Consider the following 19,830-nt stretch of genomic DNA (forward strand, 5'->3'; position numbering starts at 1 on the left):
GAAGTTCGTCACTATGATTGCTTACACAACTCTACGAGCTCCCAAAATTGAGTAGCTGCTTTAGAGACTCTTTCGTCTTTGGTTTTGATCATGACAGGCTCGACATGTGAGTCGAAATTTTCCAACTCGTGAATCGTTAATTGTTCCATCGGTACGGCGTACGCGACACGCGGAATTATCGATAGCCCTAATCCCCCGCTAACCATTGCAATCACAGTAGTAAGATCTTTGCTTTCCAATACAATATCCGGTGCTACACCTTCTGCATCAAAAGCTCTTAGTATATTTTTATAGTACGAATGACCTCCCATAGCCCCGAGCATGATGAATGGATGCTTTGCGATCTCTTTAAAAGTTACTTTTTCAGATGAAAATACATTCCCCCAACTACGCGGACTCACAACAACGTATTCCTGTTTTCCTAATGTTTTCACGATATACTGTTCGCTATGATCCAACTTCAGTAATAAAGCGATTTCAATTTCTTTACGATCCAGTTTCTTCAATAATTCTTCTGAATTGCCTTTTTCAACGCTGATTTTAACGTTCGGGAATTGATCCCGATATAAGCTTACATAGTCTACCAGGAGATTTAAACAAGCTGAAGAAACACCAATACGGAGAGTGCCCGCACTACCGTGTTCAATTTCCGATATTTGCTGTTTAATATCTTTCATTGTAAAAAGTAACTTCTCAGCATATTGGAACAAAACTTCCCCAGTTTCAGTCAGTTCCCATTTTTGACGATATCGGTGAATCAAGGTGGTTCCTAGTTCTGTCTCCAGCTTTTTCAGCTGTTGGCTAAGCGGCGGCTGTGCGATGTGAAGTACTTCAGCGGCCTTTGAAATACTTCCTTGATTTACAATTTCTCTAAAATAATGAAGCTGTCTAATATCCATTTGCATCTCTCCATCATATCTTTTTCATATGTTGTCTTACATAATTATATATTATTTATATCCTCTTCACCATGATATGATAATTATAGTCAGTAAACGAAAGCAGAGGTTTTACCATACTTATGAAAATCATTACAAAACGGCTCACCCTATATGTAATAGGGTTATTTTTATTATCTTTAGGAGTTAGTTTCTCCATTCAAGCAAGCCTGGGTGTATCCCCAGTATCTTCATTAGCCTACGCCTTTTCTCTAACTGCGGGGTTATCGATCGGAATCACAACAGTTATTGCTAACGTATTATTCATCGTAGTCCAAGTCATTTTAAACAAACGGATTAATTTACGGGAATTTGCTGTGCAGCTTGTTATCGTATTTTTGTTTGGATTTTTTATGGATGCAACATTACTTTTAGTTCAGCTGCTTCCTGCTCCAGAGACTTTGCTAGGAAGATTCATCTTTTTAGGAATCAGCTTTTATATCATATCGTTCGGTTTGTTAGGATATTTCGCAGCGAAATTACCGTTAATGCCTTACGATGCGTTGACATATGTCATTAGTGAACAATTTAAGATGAAGTTCAGTAAGGCGAAAATTACGAGCGATTTACTTAATGTCGCTGTTGCGGGTGCGGTTTGTTTAATCTTCATACACTCATTCGGTTCGATTGGAATCGGCACTCTACTTGCTGCGTATTTCATCGGAAAGATTATGGGTCAATTAATGCCTCGCTTCCAACAACCCATTCAAGAATGGATTTATAAAGGAAAGACTGATTTGACAGTTGAAGAACGTGAAGTAGTGGAGCCGATTAAAATTGAAGCGTGATTATTAATTTGTTGAGTGTCCTCTTTTTACGTGATTTTTGTTAGTGCAGAATGCACTGTAAATAATTGAAAGTAATCTACGTATAACGAGACCACCGAAAAAATACATTAAAATGATAGTCCACTTGAAACACTGTTGATTTCCGCTGCGAGCGGACGCTTTCCAAGGGGCTCGCTCTCAGCCTCCTCGATCGCTTTGCTCTCTGCGGGGTCTTCGAACTTCGCTGATCCCTCTGGAGTCGCCGCTCTCCGCTCCAATCAACGGATCCATCCTTGTCAAAAGATTAGAACTGTCGTGCTATCAATTTGAAATAAAACGAGCTCATCATCCATGAAAAGGGCGATGAGCTCGTTGCGTTTTCGTATAATAAACATTTGTATGAAGTTGCCGCAACAGCAGGTCTATTTGACATATTGGTGCACTGTTCCTGGAAACCGTAACTCTTACACATAAATTAAATTCTCCGCAACACCTTTAAGCTTTGGCGGAATAGAACCGCTTTTTCATCAATCCGCCAATATAGTAAGAAACAAATAGTAGACAGAAACCTACCAAAGCCGCTGACCAGGTGTGGATCGCGAATGTAGTTATATGCGTGAATGTGCCAAGGATTGAGGCAGAGAGATTGAATAACGGCAGGTAATAGAATTGGGTAGCCGTTCCAAATAAGTTCAGCCAAAATTTTTCTAATAGGATTTCTTGATACACAATAAGCAGCAACACGATAAACGCTGTTGTATTTGTAATGAATGCCGATTTCAGCAGGGTTCTGTCTTTACGGGAGGTTATGAATCCTACAAACGCCCAGAATGCGAGGAACACTAGACCAATTGCAGTAAAAGGTAAAATACTCGAATGATTTTGCAGCAGCCAAGTATTCATTACATAACCTACTATTAAAGGCGTGAGCCCCCAAAATAGTAAATTCATTTTTCGAATGATACCATCTCCTAAAAACTCGTCTTATTACTGACATCGTGAGAATTTTATTTTTTCACATCAATCAATTCAAAGCGTTCACAGACAAGTAACATATCTTCCGAGAATTCTTTACCAATTGCGCTCAATTCATTCTTGAAGAACTCTTCATGGACGTTCCACCAATACGTATAGCTTCTATCTCCTTCTCCTTCGGCCCTTGCAAAGTCCTCTGTAACTTCATTCATTGGAACTACGGTTACTTCAGTAGTCTTAATCATTGCTACTGGCTCATCTATACTGCTTAAAAGAATGCTGTATTCATTAATTGAAGGAATCGGTTCATTCTCCAGTTCATAGAGCATGTGAGCTGAGCATGTCGCCGTTTTCGTTCCTTCAATTACCAATTGTGCAAGTTTGTCCGGTGAAGCGCCAAATTGCCATGCAGTTACTAATTGTGGTGTCTCTTGTTCGCCCCAATAGTCTTCCCAATACAACTGTGCTGCTTTATTCATAGCTTTCTCTCCTTCGTCTGATGTGTTCATAGTCCAGATTGAAACACCGTATTCATTGCTGTGCCTACTTCAGTTAAATACAAATACGACTAGATAGTAAATAATTAGCATACCAAAAACAATAATACTCATGTATGCATTGAACTCATTCTCTTTTCTGCGGATTTCGCCTATTCCCGTGGACACTATTAAAGTACCGAGCAGCACCAGGTAAAATAATATATAGTCAAAGTTCTTGGTAACTATCGTGAATACGCCAGAAATCACCACAATGATCGATAAAATTAGATGAAGTATTTTCATAGAAATCTCCTAATAAGTCCCTAGTGACCATCATAATTTTTTCTCCCGTATCCAGTACTTGATCCTGAAACTTCCAAGTACAGACACAAATAGCAAAGCGAATAAAGTGATCATCCAAGAGGTGACCATTCCGATTTCTCGAAGTCCTTTCAGATGAACCGTCACGAAAATAAGAACACCCACGAACATTAAATAACAGAAAATATTTGGGATAATCCATAGAACCCTTAATGTCGACTTATTCATAGCAGCCACCCCATTATCACCAGAAAGTAAAAGCAGGACCCACTGTTCCTAATCATTTAAAGAAATCGCTTCCTAAAAAATGAAGTAATTATTGATTCGCGTTGCCAGACCTTACCTATGACCAGTCTTCCTCGATGAAACAAAGAAGTGAGTACTGATCCCCAGCAATCCGCCGCCAATGAGCGCCATCAAACTCCCTACCACAATCCACCCTGTAGACAGCAGAGTAGAGAAAAATATCCCTGTACAAAAAAGCACGATGCCTGATATAAATAAAATAATGCCTAGTTTCATGTGCCAACCTCCAGTTGTCCATTCATCTTTACGAATGGTGATATATAGTAAGAGTATTAATTTCGCTCTTTCAATAGTCTGTATAGTTGTAAGCCATCGGATTGGAACCCACTATATCTGCCCATCCACTTAGGGTAAGTCACAGGAATTACAGTCACTACAACCTGGGAAAAGTTAAAAATTGTGGTCCACCAAAACAACGGCTGCACAAAATTTTCAGGTGTAACGACGGCCAGCCACCCAAAAATTATAGTAAGTAATAAAGACACGAATGGCCCGCCCGCTAGAGAAGCCGCTTTTTGTCGACGGGATAACTCTGATTGCCAATAAGCGAACCCGACATAAGACCACAAAATATGAAAGTGCAGCCTGCCCACTCTGAAGTTTTCTTTATTCCGCTCACTTTTCGGACCTAAATAGATTTGTACATGGCCGTTTGAAGTAATGACAGCACCCAATCCATGTCCTACCTCATGCAGCAAGATACAAATCGGTATGATAATTATGTAAAAAAACAAAAGCAGTAGCACCAATTCACCTCATCCTACGTGTACTGAACGTTCTTTATTGAAATAGCCAAATGACTTAACGGGTTAGTATCAAATAATAATACTCTAAATCTTCTATTATACGGCTTAAATCGAAATAGGCTTGAACGGCAATGTATAACGCAATCGCCCCCATCATGGCTAGGAGGAATCCATATCCCTTCAACATCGACCGTTTCTTTTTATAAAGTATAAGCATACTTACTGCTATGATTAAAAAGTAAGCGGCCGACAAAATGAGTTCAATCCATTCCAAGTAAGCATTGTTGACTGCAGTCATATAATTATCTAAGACATTCGCATTATCATCATTCTCTACCAGGATTGAATTTTTATCTTTGTAACCAATTTTCCATGAATACGTGTCTTGGGTTTTGGTTACTGAGTAGGTATATCCCAAAACTGATCCTCCACTAATGACATCCGACAATTCCCGTGGACTATCTTTTACACCATTGGAACAAGCCGACACTATTAATATAAGAAATAAAAACATAGACAGAATGTATTTTTTCATTGAAAGTCCACCCTTTTTGACTACTCAAAAATTTGATTACTAAATACAAATGCCTTGCCTAATATAATCGACAGTCCGTACTAATAGTTCGATCTGGCTTTTCATTTCAACTATTCGCACTTTTCAATGCATAATCAATTGCTTTATAAAACAAATCCATTCATGAATCTTTATCGGAGTCCACTACAGCGAATCTGATCTTACTGTTTCGTATCAATAGTGTTCTTCATTCTCGGAAGCTGGATTTTTCTTCATTACATAGTACGCAGTACCTGCTACAAACAAACCTGTACTCAGCCATAATGCGAAGCCATTCCATTCCCCATTCAATAATGTCATGTTCGTTAAGTTAATCAGGCATAGCAAAACAAAAAATATGTACAACACTTTCTTCATTTTCCCTCACCTCTTTATATTCTTTTACCTTATCGCTATGGATTTTCATCGTACCTACGGATGTTCTTCCCATGGTTCCATTTGTCCAATTACAACTGCCGCAGGTGTATTCCGTTTTAAGGCTTCGATGACGCCATCTGGAATTTCATCATTTGTTAACCATCTGGATTGACCATTTTCAATCTTAAATCCTAATTGAACTTGATGGTATAAACAGTTTTCACTTACCGTCGCTCTGTTTTTGATAATCTCTAAATCACTGCTGCTTCCAAGTATATGAACCAGCTTCCACTGTTCACTATTTTTTGAAAAGAATTTCTAAGATAGTGTGCAATGCATGTATGGCATAGGAATGAATCCACGCAATTACTAACTCTACCGGCCCATTCTTTTCAACTGTTGACTCAATTGAGCTTTTCAATTCGTGAGTATTACTATAATCGACTAGAACAGGGGTTATATCAGAAGGATGATTTGACTGATTGATTACTCTCTCTATTTTCCGAGAATCTCTAGCCACAACAGAAACATGATAGTTGTGATCTGCTAACCAACGTGTGGTTTTGGACAGCATTCCAGTTCCTCCTATAACGAGTGCATGTTTTATAATCTACACCTTCCTCTATTAATAAACTTCTAATCCTGTATTTAGCCCGAATCGTCAAGGCTGTTTCTCGCAAGACACAGCAGACCAAAAACTATCCTTCACCACGACTACTTTTGCTTGTTCATCAAAGTTTTCAAAACATTTGTCGATAATGCGTTCATTTGCCTGATGGTTTTTGTTAAGTTTGAATAGAATTACAGATCCAATTGTTAAGATAATGACGCAACCAAGGATTGCAACAAACGGTTTCAGTTTGAATTTGTTCAAATTCAATTCCCCTTTTCATATTCTTTTGCTGCTGCTTTTATTTATCCGGGCCCCTATGTTTCCAGTTGAACATTAAAAGAGATTATAAGAAATAATAACCATAAAATGTCAGGCCGTCCCCATTTAGTTTTTCTTAATAAACTATATTCATTATATAAAAAATCCCTAAGATCTCTATTGAAGTGAGGTCATCTGTTTTAACTTTAATCCTTACATTCATAGGGACTAATTTCTCTATAGTGACTTCCGCGCATAAGATATTGCTTTCTTTCATGAAAATACTACAAGTGCGATTAAAAGCATCTTTCTTAAAAATATAGCTAGCAGCCTGTTTGTGGTAATCGAGGCGTGGATTTGTACTAACTTTGGTTTTATCCTCTATAAGAAATTCTTCTTGAAAACCATCTTTTGTTATAAGCACATTCCATTTCAAGTTAAATAAATTCGATTTAAATGACTGCTCAGTTATCTCAATCGTATATTTTTCCATTTCACCAAAGACATTTATTTTGTCATTAATCGAAAACGGTAAAAACCTGTGAACTTTTTCAAAAGGACCGTTAAATTTACGCTGGATATAACCAACCTCTAATTTTTTCACATCATCGATACTAATTTTTCTATTGGAATACTTCCATATAGGCAATGTTGCTACGAGCTCCAAGAGATTCACATCCTAGGTTGATAGTAGAACAAACATTCTTGTTACGGACATATTAAAAATTAGTAGCTAATTTCATGTGTTTTTTACCTAAGAAAAAGATATTGCTATTCCATCTGTTGTTGTCAACGTCTACATATGCACTCAAAACACTTGACGATTCAATTGTCGAATCAAAAATTTCAAGAATTTAAATCCTCTTACGCGCTCAAATAATAATTTCAAAACTAGATCCAAAGGTTACCCTCTTCAAAGGAATAAAACCATGAGATCTTCATCAAAATAATCTCCATCCACTTTCAATGCCCGTTTCTCTGTGCCGAACTTTTCAAACCCGAGGGAAGTATAAAGTTTTTTCGCTGTACTATTTGTTGTTACTACAGTTATGTACAATTGCTCTAGTCCTTCCAATTCTTTTGCTTGATTGCTTTTTTAATTAAATCTTTTCCAATCCCCAATCCACGATTGCAGGGAGAAACGTACATTGCTACAATATTCGCCCTATGGCTAAGTTTATTCAATGTTTCTTTTACCAACGTAATAACTCCTACAAGTTTATCTTTTTCAAACGCACCGAATGTAAATGAATTGTCAGATTGGAATCTCATTATGTATTTATCAATCGGGTGTTCGCATTCTTCTTCAAAACTAGAAGCGAATGCTTCAGGATTATTTTGCAATGCTTCAAGTCTAATCTTCTGATAAACCTCAGCATCATTTTTTGTTAATTGCCTAATCTCCATTTGTTTCCCCCATGTGTAAAAACATATTTTAATGAAGTAACTGGGTTGCTTTTCTATTGTATATATTAGTTTTGATCAAATTATCGAAAGTAATTAAAACAACTCATTATTCTTTTCTCTAGTTTTCCATCCTTTAAAGATCAGAATCCCCCAAGAAATAATGAACAACAAACTTAACGCTTTGACAATCCAAGATTCAAAACCGAGTATCATAGCAGAGGTAAAATAACCAAGCCATATGATGATCACTGCCGCTGCTAATCTATGACGTTTTTTATCCATCTCATACCTGCCCTCCAAAACGAATTCAACATCTTCTTTTATATGACTCCTGGCGCTGTCTGCCGTTTAAATTAAATAGTATAGCGCATTCGGATCGATTGGAGCTTATGTCCATCAAAATCTTCTTCAAATTCATCCATTACATGAAAGCCTTTCGCTTCATAAAAAGTTTTACCGATTTCATTTTCCTTTTCAACCGTCAAAACTATGGTTTTAACTCCAGACAACTGTTCAAACCCTTTTAAAAGCAATGCAGTACCTAACCCTTGACCTTGCGCTTCTGGCAGTAGATAGATTGCAGCTAATTCAGATTCCCCTGCTTGATCGACCTGTGTAAAGTTTGCAAATCCAACTACTTTTCCTTGTTGTTCCGCAACAATAACAATCGAATTCGCAATTCGACGGGCCATCATAGATTCACTATAAGCGTTCTTCAGAAATTGATTTTGAATGTTGAGTGGTATAATCCCGTCATATGTCGCATGCCAACTTGCAGCAGCTACTTGCTGCACTTGTGTCGTATCTTTTATAGTCATTGCTCGAATAATAAAGTCCATTTGCTTCCGTCCCTTCTATTAAGAAAAAAGAACCTCTTTAGACAATTCTATCCAAAGAGGTTCTGATTAGCAATTCAATTTTCCAACTATTCTCATCAATTCAAGAAGACAGCGAGTCGACCGCTTCTTTAATTTGTTTTGCTGCTTTTTCGATGATAGATCTAGAGCAGGCAAGGTTCATGCGAACAAAACCTTCACCGCCAGGACCAAATGCTTTCCCTTGGTTCAATGCTACGTGTGCTTTGGATAAGAAGAAGGTTTCCAATTCTTCAGGCGTCATTCCGAGTTCTGTACAGTCAATCCACGCAAGGTATGTCGCTTCAAGCGGTAATACTTTCAATGCAGGAACGTTTTTCGCAAAATACTCCGTGATAAAGTTCAAGTTCCCATTCACATAGTCCAGTACTTCCTCAAGCCACGGACCGCCATGTGTATAGGCCGCTGTGGTTGCGACAGGTCCAAAGGAATTCGGCATACCTATAGAATTTCTATCCGTCTCAGCGGTGAACTTCTCACGCAATTGCTCATTTGGAATAATGATGTTGGACGTTTGCAAACCAGCTAAGTTAAACGTCTTGCTTGGCGCTGTACACGTGATACTATGTTGCGCAAATTGTTCAGAAAGTGATGCGAATGGAACGTGACTCCCTTTTTTGAATACAAGATCCGAATGGATTTCATCCGAAATTACTAAAATCCCATGCTCCAAACAAATTTCACCGAGTCGTTTCAAGTCTTCCTTTTTCCAAACGAATCCCCCTGGATTATGTGGATTACACAGCATGAACACTTTGACTGACTTATCGATTTTTGAGATTAAATCTTCGAAGTCCATCTCGTAAGTTCCATTATTGTTAATGAGCGGGTTGAACACAACTTCACGGTCATTCGTCTCCGTCACTTTCATGAATGGGTAGTAAACAGGCGGCTGTATAATGACCTTATCTCCCGGTTCCGTAAACGCTTGAACAGCTAAACTTAACGCTGTCACGACACCTGGGCTATGACAAATCCACTCTTTCTCAATCGTCCAGTTATGACGGGTTTTCATCCAATCAATAATGGACTGGTAATAACTTTCTTCGCGAATGGTATAGCCGAAAATTCCATGAGCGGCCTTATCTGCGACAGCTTTTGACACTTCGTCAGGCACTTTGAAATCCATATCTGCAACCCACAGCGGCAGTAAGTCTTTTTCACCGAACAACGCTTCTGCCCCGTCCCATTTAACGCTCGATGATTTCATACGGTCGATTACTGTATCAAAATTGTATTTCATATGTCAATCTCCTTCCTAGTTGTTGCGAATCCGATTCTATTTACGTTATTATCGTATCGCTTACAAGAGAAAGTGTACAAAAATCAGCCTACGTTTCACTTATTCTATGTTTCTTAGTCTTCTATTTCATTACAGTCAAACTGTATCTCGCTCAACCCAACATAGTATGTACCCAACTTCGACTTCAGATTTCTTCAGTTTCAAAAAATATTCTAATTTCTTATATAAATTTCTGCTTCGTTCTAGTACGATTGAAGTATGAAATTAGTTTCAGTAAAACACTTCGAACACCAGATAGGAGGTCTTTTTGTTGAAAAAAATGTTGTCCACTCTTTCAATTTTAGTCTTTTCAGTATTCCTGACAGGATGCAGCGAGAAAGAGACGCCGGACGATCGCGTACAAGCATACTTAAAAAATTGGAATGATAGTAAATTCTCTGAGATGTACAACGACTTTTTAACTGTCGACACGAAGGAAACATTCGATACGGACGAATTTGTAGACCGTCAAAAGAAATTGGCAGAGGATTTAGGATTCAAAAATCTGAAGGTCACGTATACAAAACCGAAAGAAGATACGGAGTGGGACAAAGAAAAGCCAGCTGTGTTCCCTGTTCAAATTTCAATGGATACCATTGCTGGCCCTATAGATTTTGAAAAAGAACTTACTTGGCATTACGAAACACATGAGGATACGGACAATTGGTATGCTGAATGGGATCCTTCCTTCATACTTCCGAAACTGACATCCAAGGACAAAATCCAGATTTCTACAATGTCAGCAAAACGCGGAAAGATATTTGACCGTAAAGGCAATCCTTTAGCCATGAACGGAACTGGATATGAAGCAGGGATTGTTCCCGGTAAATTCACAGATGAATCGAAGAAAGATGAGCTTGCTGAACTTCTCAATACGTCTGTTGAATTCATCGATAAACAGCTCAACCAAAGTTGGGTTCAACCTGATTATTTCGTACCGATTGCACCCGTTTCAAAAAACAATGAAGCACTATTATCCAAACTCATTACAATCCCGGGGATTACGTATCAAGAAACCGAAATGCGTGAATATCCATATGGTGAATCTGCAGCCCATTTAGTCGGGTATATTGGAAAAATAACTGCCGAATTATTAGAGAAACATAAAGATCAAGGCTACACCGAAACAGATTTGATCGGCCGGCAAGGACTTGAACGGTTGCTGGAAGATCGTTTGAGGGGAAAAGATGGCGTCGGGATCTATATTAAAGGACCAGAGTCTGGCGCAACACTTGAAAAGATAGTGGAAACTGAAGCAGTGAATGGCAAAGATATTTCGTTGACAATCGATGCCGAATTGCAAAAGAAGACGTTTGATGCGATGAAAGGAGAACCTGGAGCGAGTGCCGCTGTTGACCCGATGACAGGCGAAACGTTAGTACTCCTTAGTTCTCCGAGCTTTGACCCTGCAGAATTCATGTTGGGAGTAAGCGGCGAGCGCTACAAAAAGCTTTCGGAAGATCCACTAAAGCCATTGTTTAACCGTTTTGCAGCAGCCTATGCACCTGGTTCGTCCATCAAACCTATAACCGCTGCGATCGGAATAGAAAAAGGGACATTGGATCCTAATAAAGGACTGACGATCATGGGAAAAACGTGGCAAAAGGATTCAACTTGGGGATCTTATAAGGTATCTCGTTTACACCCAGAAGCACCTAATCCTCTCGATTTGAACAATGCGCTCATCTTTTCGGATAATATTTACTTCGCCCAGCAAGCACTTGCAATTGGGCGCGAAGATTTTACTAAGTCATTGAAAAACTATGGTTTTGGAGAAGATATTCCTTTCCTGCTCAACCTGTCTCCATCACAAATTTCGAATGATGGAACAATTGGTTCAGAAGGCCAGCTGGCTGATACGTCATTCGGGCAGGGACAAATGTTGGCAAACATCTTGCACCTTGCGACGATTTACGAACCGTTCATCACGAATGGCATTATGTACAAACCTACATTGTTGAAGGATGACAAAACCCAAGAGGTTTGGAAAGACGACTTATTAAGCAAGGCAACTGCTGATGAGTTGAAGAAGGATTTAAGAAACGTGGTCGTGGATGGGTTTGCTCAAGCAGCCAATATTCCGAACCTCCCGATTTCCGGGAAAACAGGAACGGCCGAGTTAAAAAAGTCAAAAGATGAAAGCGGTCAAGAAAATGGCTTTTTCATCAGTTATAATTCAGATAACCCTGCGTTCATTCTTGCCATGATGATTGAAGATGTTTCCGATAACAACGGCAGCGGATACGTAGCTGAAATGGCGGCTAACGTCTATAAAGCATCTGCTGATAATTAAAAAAACGACCACTTTCTCACATGCAGAGAGTGGTCGTTTGATATTATATAGATGTTCGCTTTTGTTCCATCTTTTAAAAGAAGGTATCTTAGTTACCTGTTTTCGAGAATTGTTCAATCCTTTGACCGATTTCATCACGAATGCGCTGAAACACTGCCCACTTTTCTGTTTCTGATCCAGTCGCTTTTGCAGGATCTTCGAATCCCCAGTGAGCCCGTCGAATTTGAGGTGGTGTCGTTGGACAACTGTCTGCTGCATCGCCACAAAGTGTCACTATGAAATCCGCTGAATTTAAAATGTCCCGATCAAATTTGTCTGAGGTTTGATTAGAAATGTCGATACCCACTTCCTTCATTGCCGCAATGGCATTCGGATTAACTCCATGGGACTCAATTTCCGCACTTAGCACCCGCCATTCGTCACCAAGAATTTTCTTTCCCCAACCTTCAGCCATTTGACTCCGGCAAGAATTCCCAGTACATAAGAAATATATTGTTTTTTTATCCATGATATCCCTCCAAAAATTTAAAGAATGAGCAGCCAGAAATACAACCCTACCAAGGTAATGAATAACGTAGGAACTGTCAAGACAATCCCAACTTTCATGTAAGTCCCCCAGCTGATTTTAACCCCTTTTTGTGATAACACATGCAGCCACAGCAAAGTAGCGAGTGAGCCGATTGGTGTTATTTTCGGACCTAAATCAGATCCGATGACATTGGCATAGATGAGCGCTTCACGAATAGTACCTGTGGCAGACGTTTCGGAAATCGCCAGCGCATCGATCATTACAGTCGGCATATTATTCATGATAGACGAAAGGATTGCAGCGATGAACCCCATTGAAATCGTCGCGACAAATAATCCTTGGTTAGCAGCGACTTGGATGACATCCGCCAATATACTCGTCAATCCTACATTTTTCAGCCCATAGACAACTACATACATTCCGATGGAAAAGAAGACAATTGCCCATGGTGCGCCTTTTACAACAGTCACAGTCTCTACCGCGGAGCTTCTGCGTGCCATTATCAAAAAGAAAATCGCGACGATTCCTGCGATGAAGGACACAGGTACATGAATGAATTCACTCGCAAAATAGCCTATCAGCAATACTGCAAGTACGCCCCATGACAATCGGAACATCGTATGGTCGCGAATCGCTGCTGCTGGAGTTTTGAGTTGAGACACTTCGTAGTTTCCCGGAATGCTCTTTCGGAAAAACAAATACAACACCACAATACTCGCTACAAGAGCAAACAAATTCGGCACAATCATTCGGGATGCATATTCAACAAAGCCAATTCCGAAAAAGTCTGCTGAAACGATATTGACTAAGTTACTGACAACAAGCGGCAGCGAGGTCGTATCCGCGATGAACCCGCTCGCGATAATAAACGGAAAAATCATCTTCTCACTGAACTTCAAGTTGCGCACCATCGCAAGTACAATCGGTGTCAAAATGAGTGCAGCCCCGTCATTTGCAAAAAGAGCCGCAACAATTGCACCAAGTACACTCACATAGACGAAAAGCCGGATGCCGCTTCCTTTTGCAAACCGAGCCATATGTAATGCGGCCCATTCAAAGAATCCGATTTCATCCAATATCAAAGAAATGACGATAATTGCGATAAAAGCGAGCGTAGCATTCCAAACAATTCCGGTTACATCCGCCACATCACCGAAATCCACCACTCCAAAAATCAAGGCTAACACTGCACCCGTACAAGCTGACCATCCAATAGACAGATTTCTCGGCTGCCAAATAACAAATACTAATGTTAGAACAAAAATTAGAACTGCGATAATCGTTGAATCCAAAACAAGTTTTCCTCCCTATGTACACGAAATACGCAATCCTTGCGCTTCCAAATCAGTTACCAATGCCTGCTGATCAGCCAACTGATCGAGCAAGTCTAAAACAAAAGCAATCTCTTCGTAGTCTTGACGAATTGAATAAAAAATCCATTGCCCACGACGTTCTTCTTTTACGAGACCTACATCTTTTAGTTTTCGGATATGCTGACTAATTGCAGGTTGACTCCTATTAAAGATGGCGACAAACTCACACACACAACAATCATGCGATTGCAGTAATTTCATCATCGTTAATCGCGTAGGATCGCCGAGAAGTTTCAAAATAGTCGCTGCTGATTTAATGTCTGTTGGCTGGCGTTCGCTCATTTTTAACACCTCCCGATTTCCATATTACCATATAAGCATATGCTTATATACACGAAAAAAGAATTCCCCTATTCAATTACGTGAATTGGAATTCTCATTGCCTCAATTTACTCTTCAGTTTCATCAAATTTCTTTTTAATGAATTTCTGTTCTTCTTCAGCAGATAGTATCCCTGTCGCACGGCCGATTGTCCCTTTTTGCAGCTTCCAAATAGCATTGTGATCTAGATCCACCTGTGAAAAATCTCCGTTGGACCATCTAGTTAAAATATTTAAATACAATTCGCCGTTCTTTTGAAAACGATCTTGCTTGTTTTCCACAATTTCAATAAGCCGATCAATTCGTTCCGGCGTCATTAAAATCGATAACCATTTATCATCCGCCCTCACTTTTTGATGAGACATTGCATGAATGGCTTCTTGGACATTGTACTCTGTCATCGTATCCGGAAATTCTTGCTCTACCGGCTGCTTTTCCCCCTCCATAATTTGCTGGATAGGGGAATCCGATGCTTTACCAGATGCCCCATTCGATTTATCACCTGAAAGCAAAAGCCCTCTATTCAGAAACAGCACTGCTCCTACGGCGATAATCAGGACAGCCATCGATAGGATCCCAATCTTTTTCTTCATAATATAGATCGCATCCCCCTTTACCTAATAAATGACTATATACTGGATTTCAACGTCAGTTGACGATATCCTCTTAATGATTTGGAAAATCATTCTTATTTCCAAATTGTTTTGAACACAGCACTCTAGTACACTGGAGATAAGAAAAAACAAAGGAGATTGCGTATGAATCCACTCTATTGCAGAACTTATCAATTCGCCTACAAAACTGTAGCACACTTCCTTTCATGGCGACATCCTCTATTGCTGGAGGGTGAAAATAGTTTGGCTGAATTGCCTGATCTCCTGCATCGACAGTCAATTCAAAATGTACTCATTGTCACAGACCAAGGCATATCTGAGTTAGGCTTAATGGACTCTTTGTTAGAAGGATTCACTAACAGCGGTATTCAATACACCGTGTATGACAAAACCTTACCCAATCCTACAATAGACACTATTGAAGATGCCCTATCCTTATATAAGTCTTCAAGATGCGAAGGGATTATTGCCTTTGGCGGTGGTTCTCCGATAGATTGTGCCAAAGGTGTTGCAGCCCGTGTAGCACAACCAGGGAAAACTCTTGCACAAATGAAGGGACAACTGAAAGTACGAAAAGCGATTCCTCCACTTGTTGCGATTCCAACAACTGCTGGAACAGGGAGTGAAACGACGATTGTCGCTGTTGTTTCAAACAGTGAAACACATGAAAAATATGCCATTAACGACCCCGTTCTCACACCGCACTTCGCGGTTATGGATCCATTACTCATTGTGAATCTCCCAAAGCATATTACGTCTACAACTGGAATGGATGCACTCACCCATGCAGTTGAAGCATATATCGGGCGAAGTAATACACCGCAAACAAGGCAGTGGAGCCGCGAAGCGGTTAAGCTGATTTTTGAGAATCTCTATGAAACCTATCAGAACGGAAACAATAGTAAAGCGAGAGCCAAAATGCAGCGCGCTTCCTTTCTAGCAGGCAGAGCTTTCACTCGTGCGTACGTGGGTTACATCCATGCTATCGCCCACACTCTCGGCGGCTTTTATAATGTACCCCATGGACTTGCTAATGCTGTTATCATGCCACACGTTCTTGAATATTATGGAGATGCTGCCCATAAACCGCTTGCAGAACTGGCAGATTTGGTCGGCATTACGCATCTAAGCGATTCCGAAGAAGTAAAATGCAACAAATTCATCAAAGCAATTAAACTAATGAATGAAAAAATGGACATTCCTGAAACAATCAGCAGCATCGAGAATAAAGACATTCCTATAATGGTAGAACGCGCTTACCATGAAGCCAACCCACTCTATCCAGTTCCAAGAATTTTAAATAAGAAAGACTTAGAGACACTTTATATTTTGATAAAAGCATAACTTTTTCATAGCAAAGCCAGATTCTACTGAATCCATTACAGAGAATCTGGCCATTTCATCATTTTAATGTATATTTCTCCATAAATTCCTTTGAAATGTGACAATAATCATCAGGACATCTCGTTAGCCGGTCCTGGTGTTCCTCTGCACTTCTCACATAGTTTGTCAGAGGCATAACTTCAACGACTATACGGTCATAATCCGTTCTACCCCTTAGGAACGCTGTTGCTTCTTCCAAGTGTTCTCGCTTCTCACTATATACTCCAGTTCTGTATTTCTCGCCAATATCCTGACCTTGCTTATTCAAACTGTATGGATCAATGATTTCAAACAGATACCCCATTAATTCTTTAATCGTTACAACTTCCGGATCAAAACTTGTTTTCACACATTCCGCATACCCGTCATACTCACCTTCTAATAGCTGACTGGTCCCATTCGCTCTTCCTGCTTCTGTAAACAAAACGCCAGGTAACGTTTTAATGAACCCTTGGACTCCCCATAAACATCCACCTGCTAAATAGACTACTTCCACTCGACTCTCTCCTTCATTTGTAAAACACCAAGATTCTCATCAACTAAATCGATTTCAACATCCTGCAGTTCCTAATTCTACTACACATGAAAAAAAGGTGCTCCACTCACTCTGTGAAGTGAGTGAAGCACCTTTATTCATTTCAAATTTTTACTTTGTTCGTTAACTTCACAAATTCTTCTACATCTTTTCCAACAAGTTCAATCCCGGCTGCCCAGAACTCTTTCTTAGTTACATCTACATCCAGATGTTTCTTCGCTAAGTCTTCAACTTTCATAGATCCTGTATCTCGCAGTAAAGCGATATACTTCTCTTCAAATCCTTCTGGCTGTCTCAAGTATTCCGCATAGATACCGAGGCTAAACAGATAACCAAATGTATACGGGAAGTTATAGAATGGAACACGGTCAATGAAGAAATGTAACTTAGCTGCCCAGAAATGAGGATGATAAGAAGAAAGACTATCACCGAATGCCTCTTTTTGCGCTTCAACCATCAATTCATTCAACCGTTTTTCCGACACAATCCCATTTGCACGTTCTGAGTAAAAGCTATCCTCAAATAAAAAGCGGGCGCGAATATTCAAGAACATCGCCGTAGCACCTTCTAATTTATTCGCTAAAAGGGATATTTTCTCTTCATCCGTCGCAGCATTTTTTACAGTTGCATCAGCAATAATGGTTTCTGCAAATGTACTCGCTGTTTCGGCAACGTTCATGGCATAACCTTGGTTCAGTTCAGGTAAATCATTCATGACATGACTATGAAAAGCATGTCCTAACTCATGCGCTAATGTACTCGTATCGCTCGGTGAACCTGTAAAAGTCATGAAAATACGCGACTCTTCAAACTCAGGTAAACTTGTGCAATATCCACCCGGCCGTTTATTCGGTCGGTCCTCCGCTTCAACCCAGCGGTTTTCTAGTGCGTGCTTAGTAAAGTCCGTCAATTTCGGGCCAAATGAAGTGAAATTCTCAATTATAAAATCACATGCTTCATCATATGTGAAACGTGTCGGTTTTGTTTCTCCTAATGCAATGGGTGCATCCACGTCTTGCCAGCCTAACTTTTCCATACCTAACAATTTAGCTTTTTGGCTTAAGTAATCAAGAAACGTCTGTTTCTGGGCATCTACGGCTGACCACATTGCGATTAGAGTTTCTTCAGTCATACGGTTATATTCAAGCGGTTCTTCTAAATGACCTTCTCTTCCGTGTGCTTCCTGCAATGTTAAGCGATAACCGGCTAAATGGTTTAGAATGTCTGCAAAGATCGGGCCATTCTTAGACCAAACTTTTTCCCAGTCTTCAAAAAGCACTTCGCGCACTTCTGCATCCGGATCTGCATACATTTTGTTCATGGCTTGTCCAATTGATAAGTCTGTTGTTTTACCGTCTTTATCTGTAAAAGGAACCGTCATAATAGAGCCGACTGTATTGTATAGATCGCTCCACGCCGCTATTCCATCTTTATTTAATTTAGCAATCAGCTTCTCTTCATCTTCAGATAATAAACGTTTTCCTTGTTCACGAATCTCATCTAACGAGAAACTGATTTCTTTTAACGCACCATCTTGCAAAAGCGCATTCCACTGATCATCCGAGATAGCTACAAGTTTTTTAGTGAAGATGGTGGAAAGCTGCTGGATTTCACTGCCAAGCTGCATGACCTGACCCTTAACAACGCTCGCATGTTCATCATCCATAAACGCGTCATGCCACATACTTACAAATGTACCGACCTGGCCCAATCCTTTACCAATGACTTCTTGCTGCTTTAAAATGTCCAAAAAAGCAGAAGCATCAGTAGCCGGATCGCTGTTCCACGCTTTTAACTGATCGGCATAATGGGCAATCTCTTCTTTTAACGATGCAATCTTAGTTTGTACTTCCTCAGAATTTGTTCCCCCTGGAAATACTGTTTCTAAATCCCACGTATCATTATATTTCAATTTCATTCACTCCCCTTATCTCTCTATTGTAAACGTTTTCATTTGATTTGGAAAGGTTGGTTAACTGTAACAATTCAGAGATAAGGAGTCCGCGTGATTTAATTGATAGATTGACCAGTTTTCGTCGAATGGAGGAGTGTATCTGCATAGTTTCTGATTGGATTATGTATCATCATTTTGTAGATGTCTTGCCGGTACAGAACCACACTAGGCAGCACCAGCAGGGCCGCTACAGTGATGATTTTCAATGTCTTCATCATTTACTTTTGGCAATCCATACAGTTTTCAACTCGATTGATTCTCTCTCTTTTTCCTTCTATGAATAGGAAGCCAAATGAAATAGATAAGAAGCGGAATCGCCGGCAGGCTTGAAGGGTAGATGCGCGGCACTTCTGTGAATAACGTAAGATACAGCTGAATGGCCACTGTCTGCACCATCAGGATAAGATACATAGTCAGAGCTTTGTTTTTGAAACTCATTTCAAATCGGTCATTCATGGGATTCCCCCTTCTTTCTTTGCTTAGTAATCCAATTGATTCTCTGAGTTGCAACTTGGTTATGTATACGTCCTTGACCAAAAATCATTTCATTTAAAAAAGGGTTAATTGCAGGCATTTCAAGAAGGATCATTCCACTTTTTTCACAAGCGCCCTGTCTGATATTCGTTAAAAAAGGATACTGTTGCAATTCTTTACAACAAGCACACTTCATCAATTTCATAATCTCCTGAGGAGTCTGCCTCCCCTGTTAAGCATGAAAAACATGCATAATGGGAAACCGTACTGCCAATCGCCCAAATTCTTTCACCACAGTTATCACAAGTTACTCCGTTTTTCTTATCCTGGACAGCCTGCTTAAGATTTTCTTTAAATTGTGCACGGTTTTCTTCAGGATTATTTTTGCAATGCTTATTCACAAATGTTTCCATCGAGATGGGTACCATTAATAATCACCTTTCTTCTATTGCTTAA

General features: G+C 39.8%; 29 protein-coding genes. 3 read left to right on the forward strand and 26 right to left on the reverse strand.

The genetic code is table 11. From position 1 onward, the window contains the following. Positions 1–11: 11 nt before the first annotated feature. Positions 12–899: a LysR family transcriptional regulator gene (locus tag QT716_RS06455; protein WP_317935229.1), complete on the reverse strand. Its 888-nt coding sequence runs from the start codon at positions 897–899 to the stop codon at positions 12–14. Positions 900–1,021: 122 nt separating this feature from the next. Here QT716_RS06455 and QT716_RS06460 point away from each other — a divergent pair, with 122 nt between their 5' ends. Further along, positions 1,022–1,726, forward strand: coding sequence for a YczE/YyaS/YitT family protein (locus QT716_RS06460; protein WP_317935230.1), 705 nt, complete (start codon positions 1,022–1,024; stop codon positions 1,724–1,726). A gap of 107 nt (positions 1,727–1,833) precedes the next feature. Here QT716_RS06460 and QT716_RS06465 read toward each other — a convergent pair whose 3' ends face one another. From QT716_RS06465 to QT716_RS06540, 16 genes are all read right to left on the reverse strand, one after another. Continuing rightward, entirely contained in the window at positions 1,834–1,983 is a 150-nt protein-coding gene (locus tag QT716_RS06465; protein ID WP_317935231.1) for a hypothetical protein, read from the reverse strand. Positions 1,984–2,200: 217 nt separating this feature from the next. Next, positions 2,201–2,656, reverse strand: a complete 456-nt coding sequence (locus tag QT716_RS06470; RefSeq protein ID WP_317935232.1) for a hypothetical protein — start codon at positions 2,654–2,656, stop codon at positions 2,201–2,203. 56 nt (positions 2,657–2,712) lie between these two features. Further along, positions 2,713–3,159, reverse strand: a complete 447-nt coding sequence (locus QT716_RS06475; RefSeq protein ID WP_317935233.1) for an ASCH domain-containing protein — start codon at positions 3,157–3,159, stop codon at positions 2,713–2,715. A gap of 69 nt (positions 3,160–3,228) precedes the next feature. Then, entirely contained in the window at positions 3,229–3,462 is a 234-nt protein-coding gene (locus QT716_RS06480; RefSeq protein WP_317935234.1) for a DUF3953 domain-containing protein, read from the reverse strand. A gap of 357 nt (positions 3,463–3,819) precedes the next feature. Next, on the reverse strand, positions 3,820–4,002 hold the full coding sequence (locus tag QT716_RS06485; RefSeq protein WP_317935235.1) for a hypothetical protein: 183 nt from the start codon (positions 4,000–4,002) through the stop codon (positions 3,820–3,822). 56 nt (positions 4,003–4,058) lie between these two features. Next, a complete protein-coding gene (locus QT716_RS06490; protein WP_317935236.1) occupies positions 4,059–4,520 on the reverse strand; it encodes a site-2 protease family protein in 462 nt (153 codons plus the stop codon). Between the two features lie 67 nt (positions 4,521–4,587). Further along, complete coding sequence (locus QT716_RS06495) at positions 4,588–5,067, reverse strand: hypothetical protein (RefSeq protein ID WP_317935237.1); 480 nt, start codon at positions 5,065–5,067, stop codon at positions 4,588–4,590. A 213-nt stretch (positions 5,068–5,280) separates the two neighbouring features. Next, positions 5,281–5,463, reverse strand: coding sequence for a hypothetical protein (locus QT716_RS06500; RefSeq protein WP_317935238.1), 183 nt, complete (start codon positions 5,461–5,463; stop codon positions 5,281–5,283). Between the two features lie 298 nt (positions 5,464–5,761). Next, positions 5,762–6,037 (reverse strand): Rossmann-fold NAD(P)-binding domain-containing protein, encoded by a 276-nt coding sequence (locus QT716_RS06505; protein WP_317935239.1) that lies wholly within the window; start codon positions 6,035–6,037, stop codon positions 5,762–5,764. A gap of 87 nt (positions 6,038–6,124) precedes the next feature. After that, positions 6,125–6,337: a hypothetical protein gene (locus tag QT716_RS06510; RefSeq protein ID WP_317935240.1), complete on the reverse strand. Its 213-nt coding sequence runs from the start codon at positions 6,335–6,337 to the stop codon at positions 6,125–6,127. A gap of 133 nt (positions 6,338–6,470) precedes the next feature. Next, entirely contained in the window at positions 6,471–7,001 is a 531-nt protein-coding gene (locus QT716_RS06515; protein ID WP_317935241.1) for a tubby C-terminal domain-like protein, read from the reverse strand. 246 nt (positions 7,002–7,247) lie between these two features. After that, the gene (locus QT716_RS06520) at positions 7,248–7,391 is read right to left on the reverse strand and encodes a GNAT family N-acetyltransferase (RefSeq protein ID WP_317935242.1); all 144 of its coding nucleotides are present in this window, start codon (positions 7,389–7,391) and stop codon (positions 7,248–7,250) included. 5 nt (positions 7,392–7,396) lie between these two features. Continuing rightward, positions 7,397–7,741: a GNAT family N-acetyltransferase gene (locus tag QT716_RS06525; protein ID WP_317935243.1), complete on the reverse strand. Its 345-nt coding sequence runs from the start codon at positions 7,739–7,741 to the stop codon at positions 7,397–7,399. Positions 7,742–7,834: 93 nt separating this feature from the next. Continuing rightward, entirely contained in the window at positions 7,835–8,023 is a 189-nt protein-coding gene (locus tag QT716_RS06530) for a hypothetical protein (protein ID WP_317935244.1), read from the reverse strand. Between the two features lie 71 nt (positions 8,024–8,094). Beyond that, positions 8,095–8,580, reverse strand: coding sequence for a GNAT family N-acetyltransferase (locus QT716_RS06535; protein ID WP_317935245.1), 486 nt, complete (start codon positions 8,578–8,580; stop codon positions 8,095–8,097). Between the two features lie 100 nt (positions 8,581–8,680). Then, positions 8,681–9,859, reverse strand: a complete 1,179-nt coding sequence (locus QT716_RS06540) for a MalY/PatB family protein (RefSeq protein ID WP_317935246.1) — start codon at positions 9,857–9,859, stop codon at positions 8,681–8,683. Between the two features lie 319 nt (positions 9,860–10,178). Between QT716_RS06540 and QT716_RS06545 the strand changes: the two genes are divergently transcribed. Further along, complete coding sequence (locus tag QT716_RS06545) at positions 10,179–12,191, forward strand: penicillin-binding transpeptidase domain-containing protein (protein ID WP_317935373.1); 2,013 nt, start codon at positions 10,179–10,181, stop codon at positions 12,189–12,191. 88 nt (positions 12,192–12,279) lie between these two features. On the opposite strand, the gene arsC is transcribed toward QT716_RS06545, so the two are convergent. The 4 genes from arsC to QT716_RS06565 form a co-directional block, all read right to left on the reverse strand. Next, positions 12,280–12,699: an arsenate reductase (thioredoxin) gene (gene arsC / locus QT716_RS06550; protein ID WP_317935247.1), complete on the reverse strand. Its 420-nt coding sequence runs from the start codon at positions 12,697–12,699 to the stop codon at positions 12,280–12,282. A gap of 17 nt (positions 12,700–12,716) precedes the next feature. Continuing rightward, positions 12,717–14,012: an arsenic transporter gene (locus QT716_RS06555; protein WP_317935248.1), complete on the reverse strand. Its 1,296-nt coding sequence runs from the start codon at positions 14,010–14,012 to the stop codon at positions 12,717–12,719. 15 nt (positions 14,013–14,027) lie between these two features. Next, entirely contained in the window at positions 14,028–14,375 is a 348-nt protein-coding gene (locus tag QT716_RS06560; RefSeq protein ID WP_317935249.1) for an ArsR/SmtB family transcription factor, read from the reverse strand. 107 nt (positions 14,376–14,482) lie between these two features. Then, entirely contained in the window at positions 14,483–15,007 is a 525-nt protein-coding gene (locus QT716_RS06565; RefSeq protein ID WP_317935250.1) for a DUF6241 domain-containing protein, read from the reverse strand. A gap of 165 nt (positions 15,008–15,172) precedes the next feature. On the opposite strand from QT716_RS06565, the gene QT716_RS06570 reads away from it, so the two are divergent. After that, positions 15,173–16,372 (forward strand): iron-containing alcohol dehydrogenase, encoded by a 1,200-nt coding sequence (locus tag QT716_RS06570; RefSeq protein WP_317935251.1) that lies wholly within the window; start codon positions 15,173–15,175, stop codon positions 16,370–16,372. A gap of 58 nt (positions 16,373–16,430) precedes the next feature. On the opposite strand, the gene QT716_RS06575 is transcribed toward QT716_RS06570, so the two are convergent. The 5 genes from QT716_RS06575 to QT716_RS06595 form a co-directional block, all read right to left on the reverse strand. Beyond that, a complete protein-coding gene (locus QT716_RS06575; RefSeq protein ID WP_317935253.1) occupies positions 16,431–16,907 on the reverse strand; it encodes a peptide-methionine (S)-S-oxide reductase in 477 nt (158 codons plus the stop codon). Between the two features lie 142 nt (positions 16,908–17,049). After that, positions 17,050–18,858 carry a M3 family oligoendopeptidase gene (locus QT716_RS06580; protein WP_317935374.1) on the reverse strand — a complete coding sequence of 603 codons (1,809 nt, stop codon included), beginning with the start codon at positions 18,856–18,858 and terminating at the stop codon, positions 17,050–17,052. A 98-nt stretch (positions 18,859–18,956) separates the two neighbouring features. Then, positions 18,957–19,118, reverse strand: coding sequence for a hypothetical protein (locus QT716_RS06585; RefSeq protein ID WP_317935254.1), 162 nt, complete (start codon positions 19,116–19,118; stop codon positions 18,957–18,959). A gap of 25 nt (positions 19,119–19,143) precedes the next feature. After that, complete coding sequence (locus QT716_RS06590) at positions 19,144–19,356, reverse strand: hypothetical protein (protein WP_317935255.1); 213 nt, start codon at positions 19,354–19,356, stop codon at positions 19,144–19,146. A 194-nt stretch (positions 19,357–19,550) separates the two neighbouring features. Continuing rightward, positions 19,551–19,787, reverse strand: coding sequence for a hypothetical protein (locus tag QT716_RS06595; protein WP_317935256.1), 237 nt, complete (start codon positions 19,785–19,787; stop codon positions 19,551–19,553). Positions 19,788–19,830: the final 43 nt, after the last annotated feature.

The sequence above is a fragment of the Sporosarcina aquimarina genome (assembly GCF_033253705.1).
GTDB lineage: Bacteria > Bacillota > Bacilli > Bacillales_A > Planococcaceae > Sporosarcina > Sporosarcina aquimarina.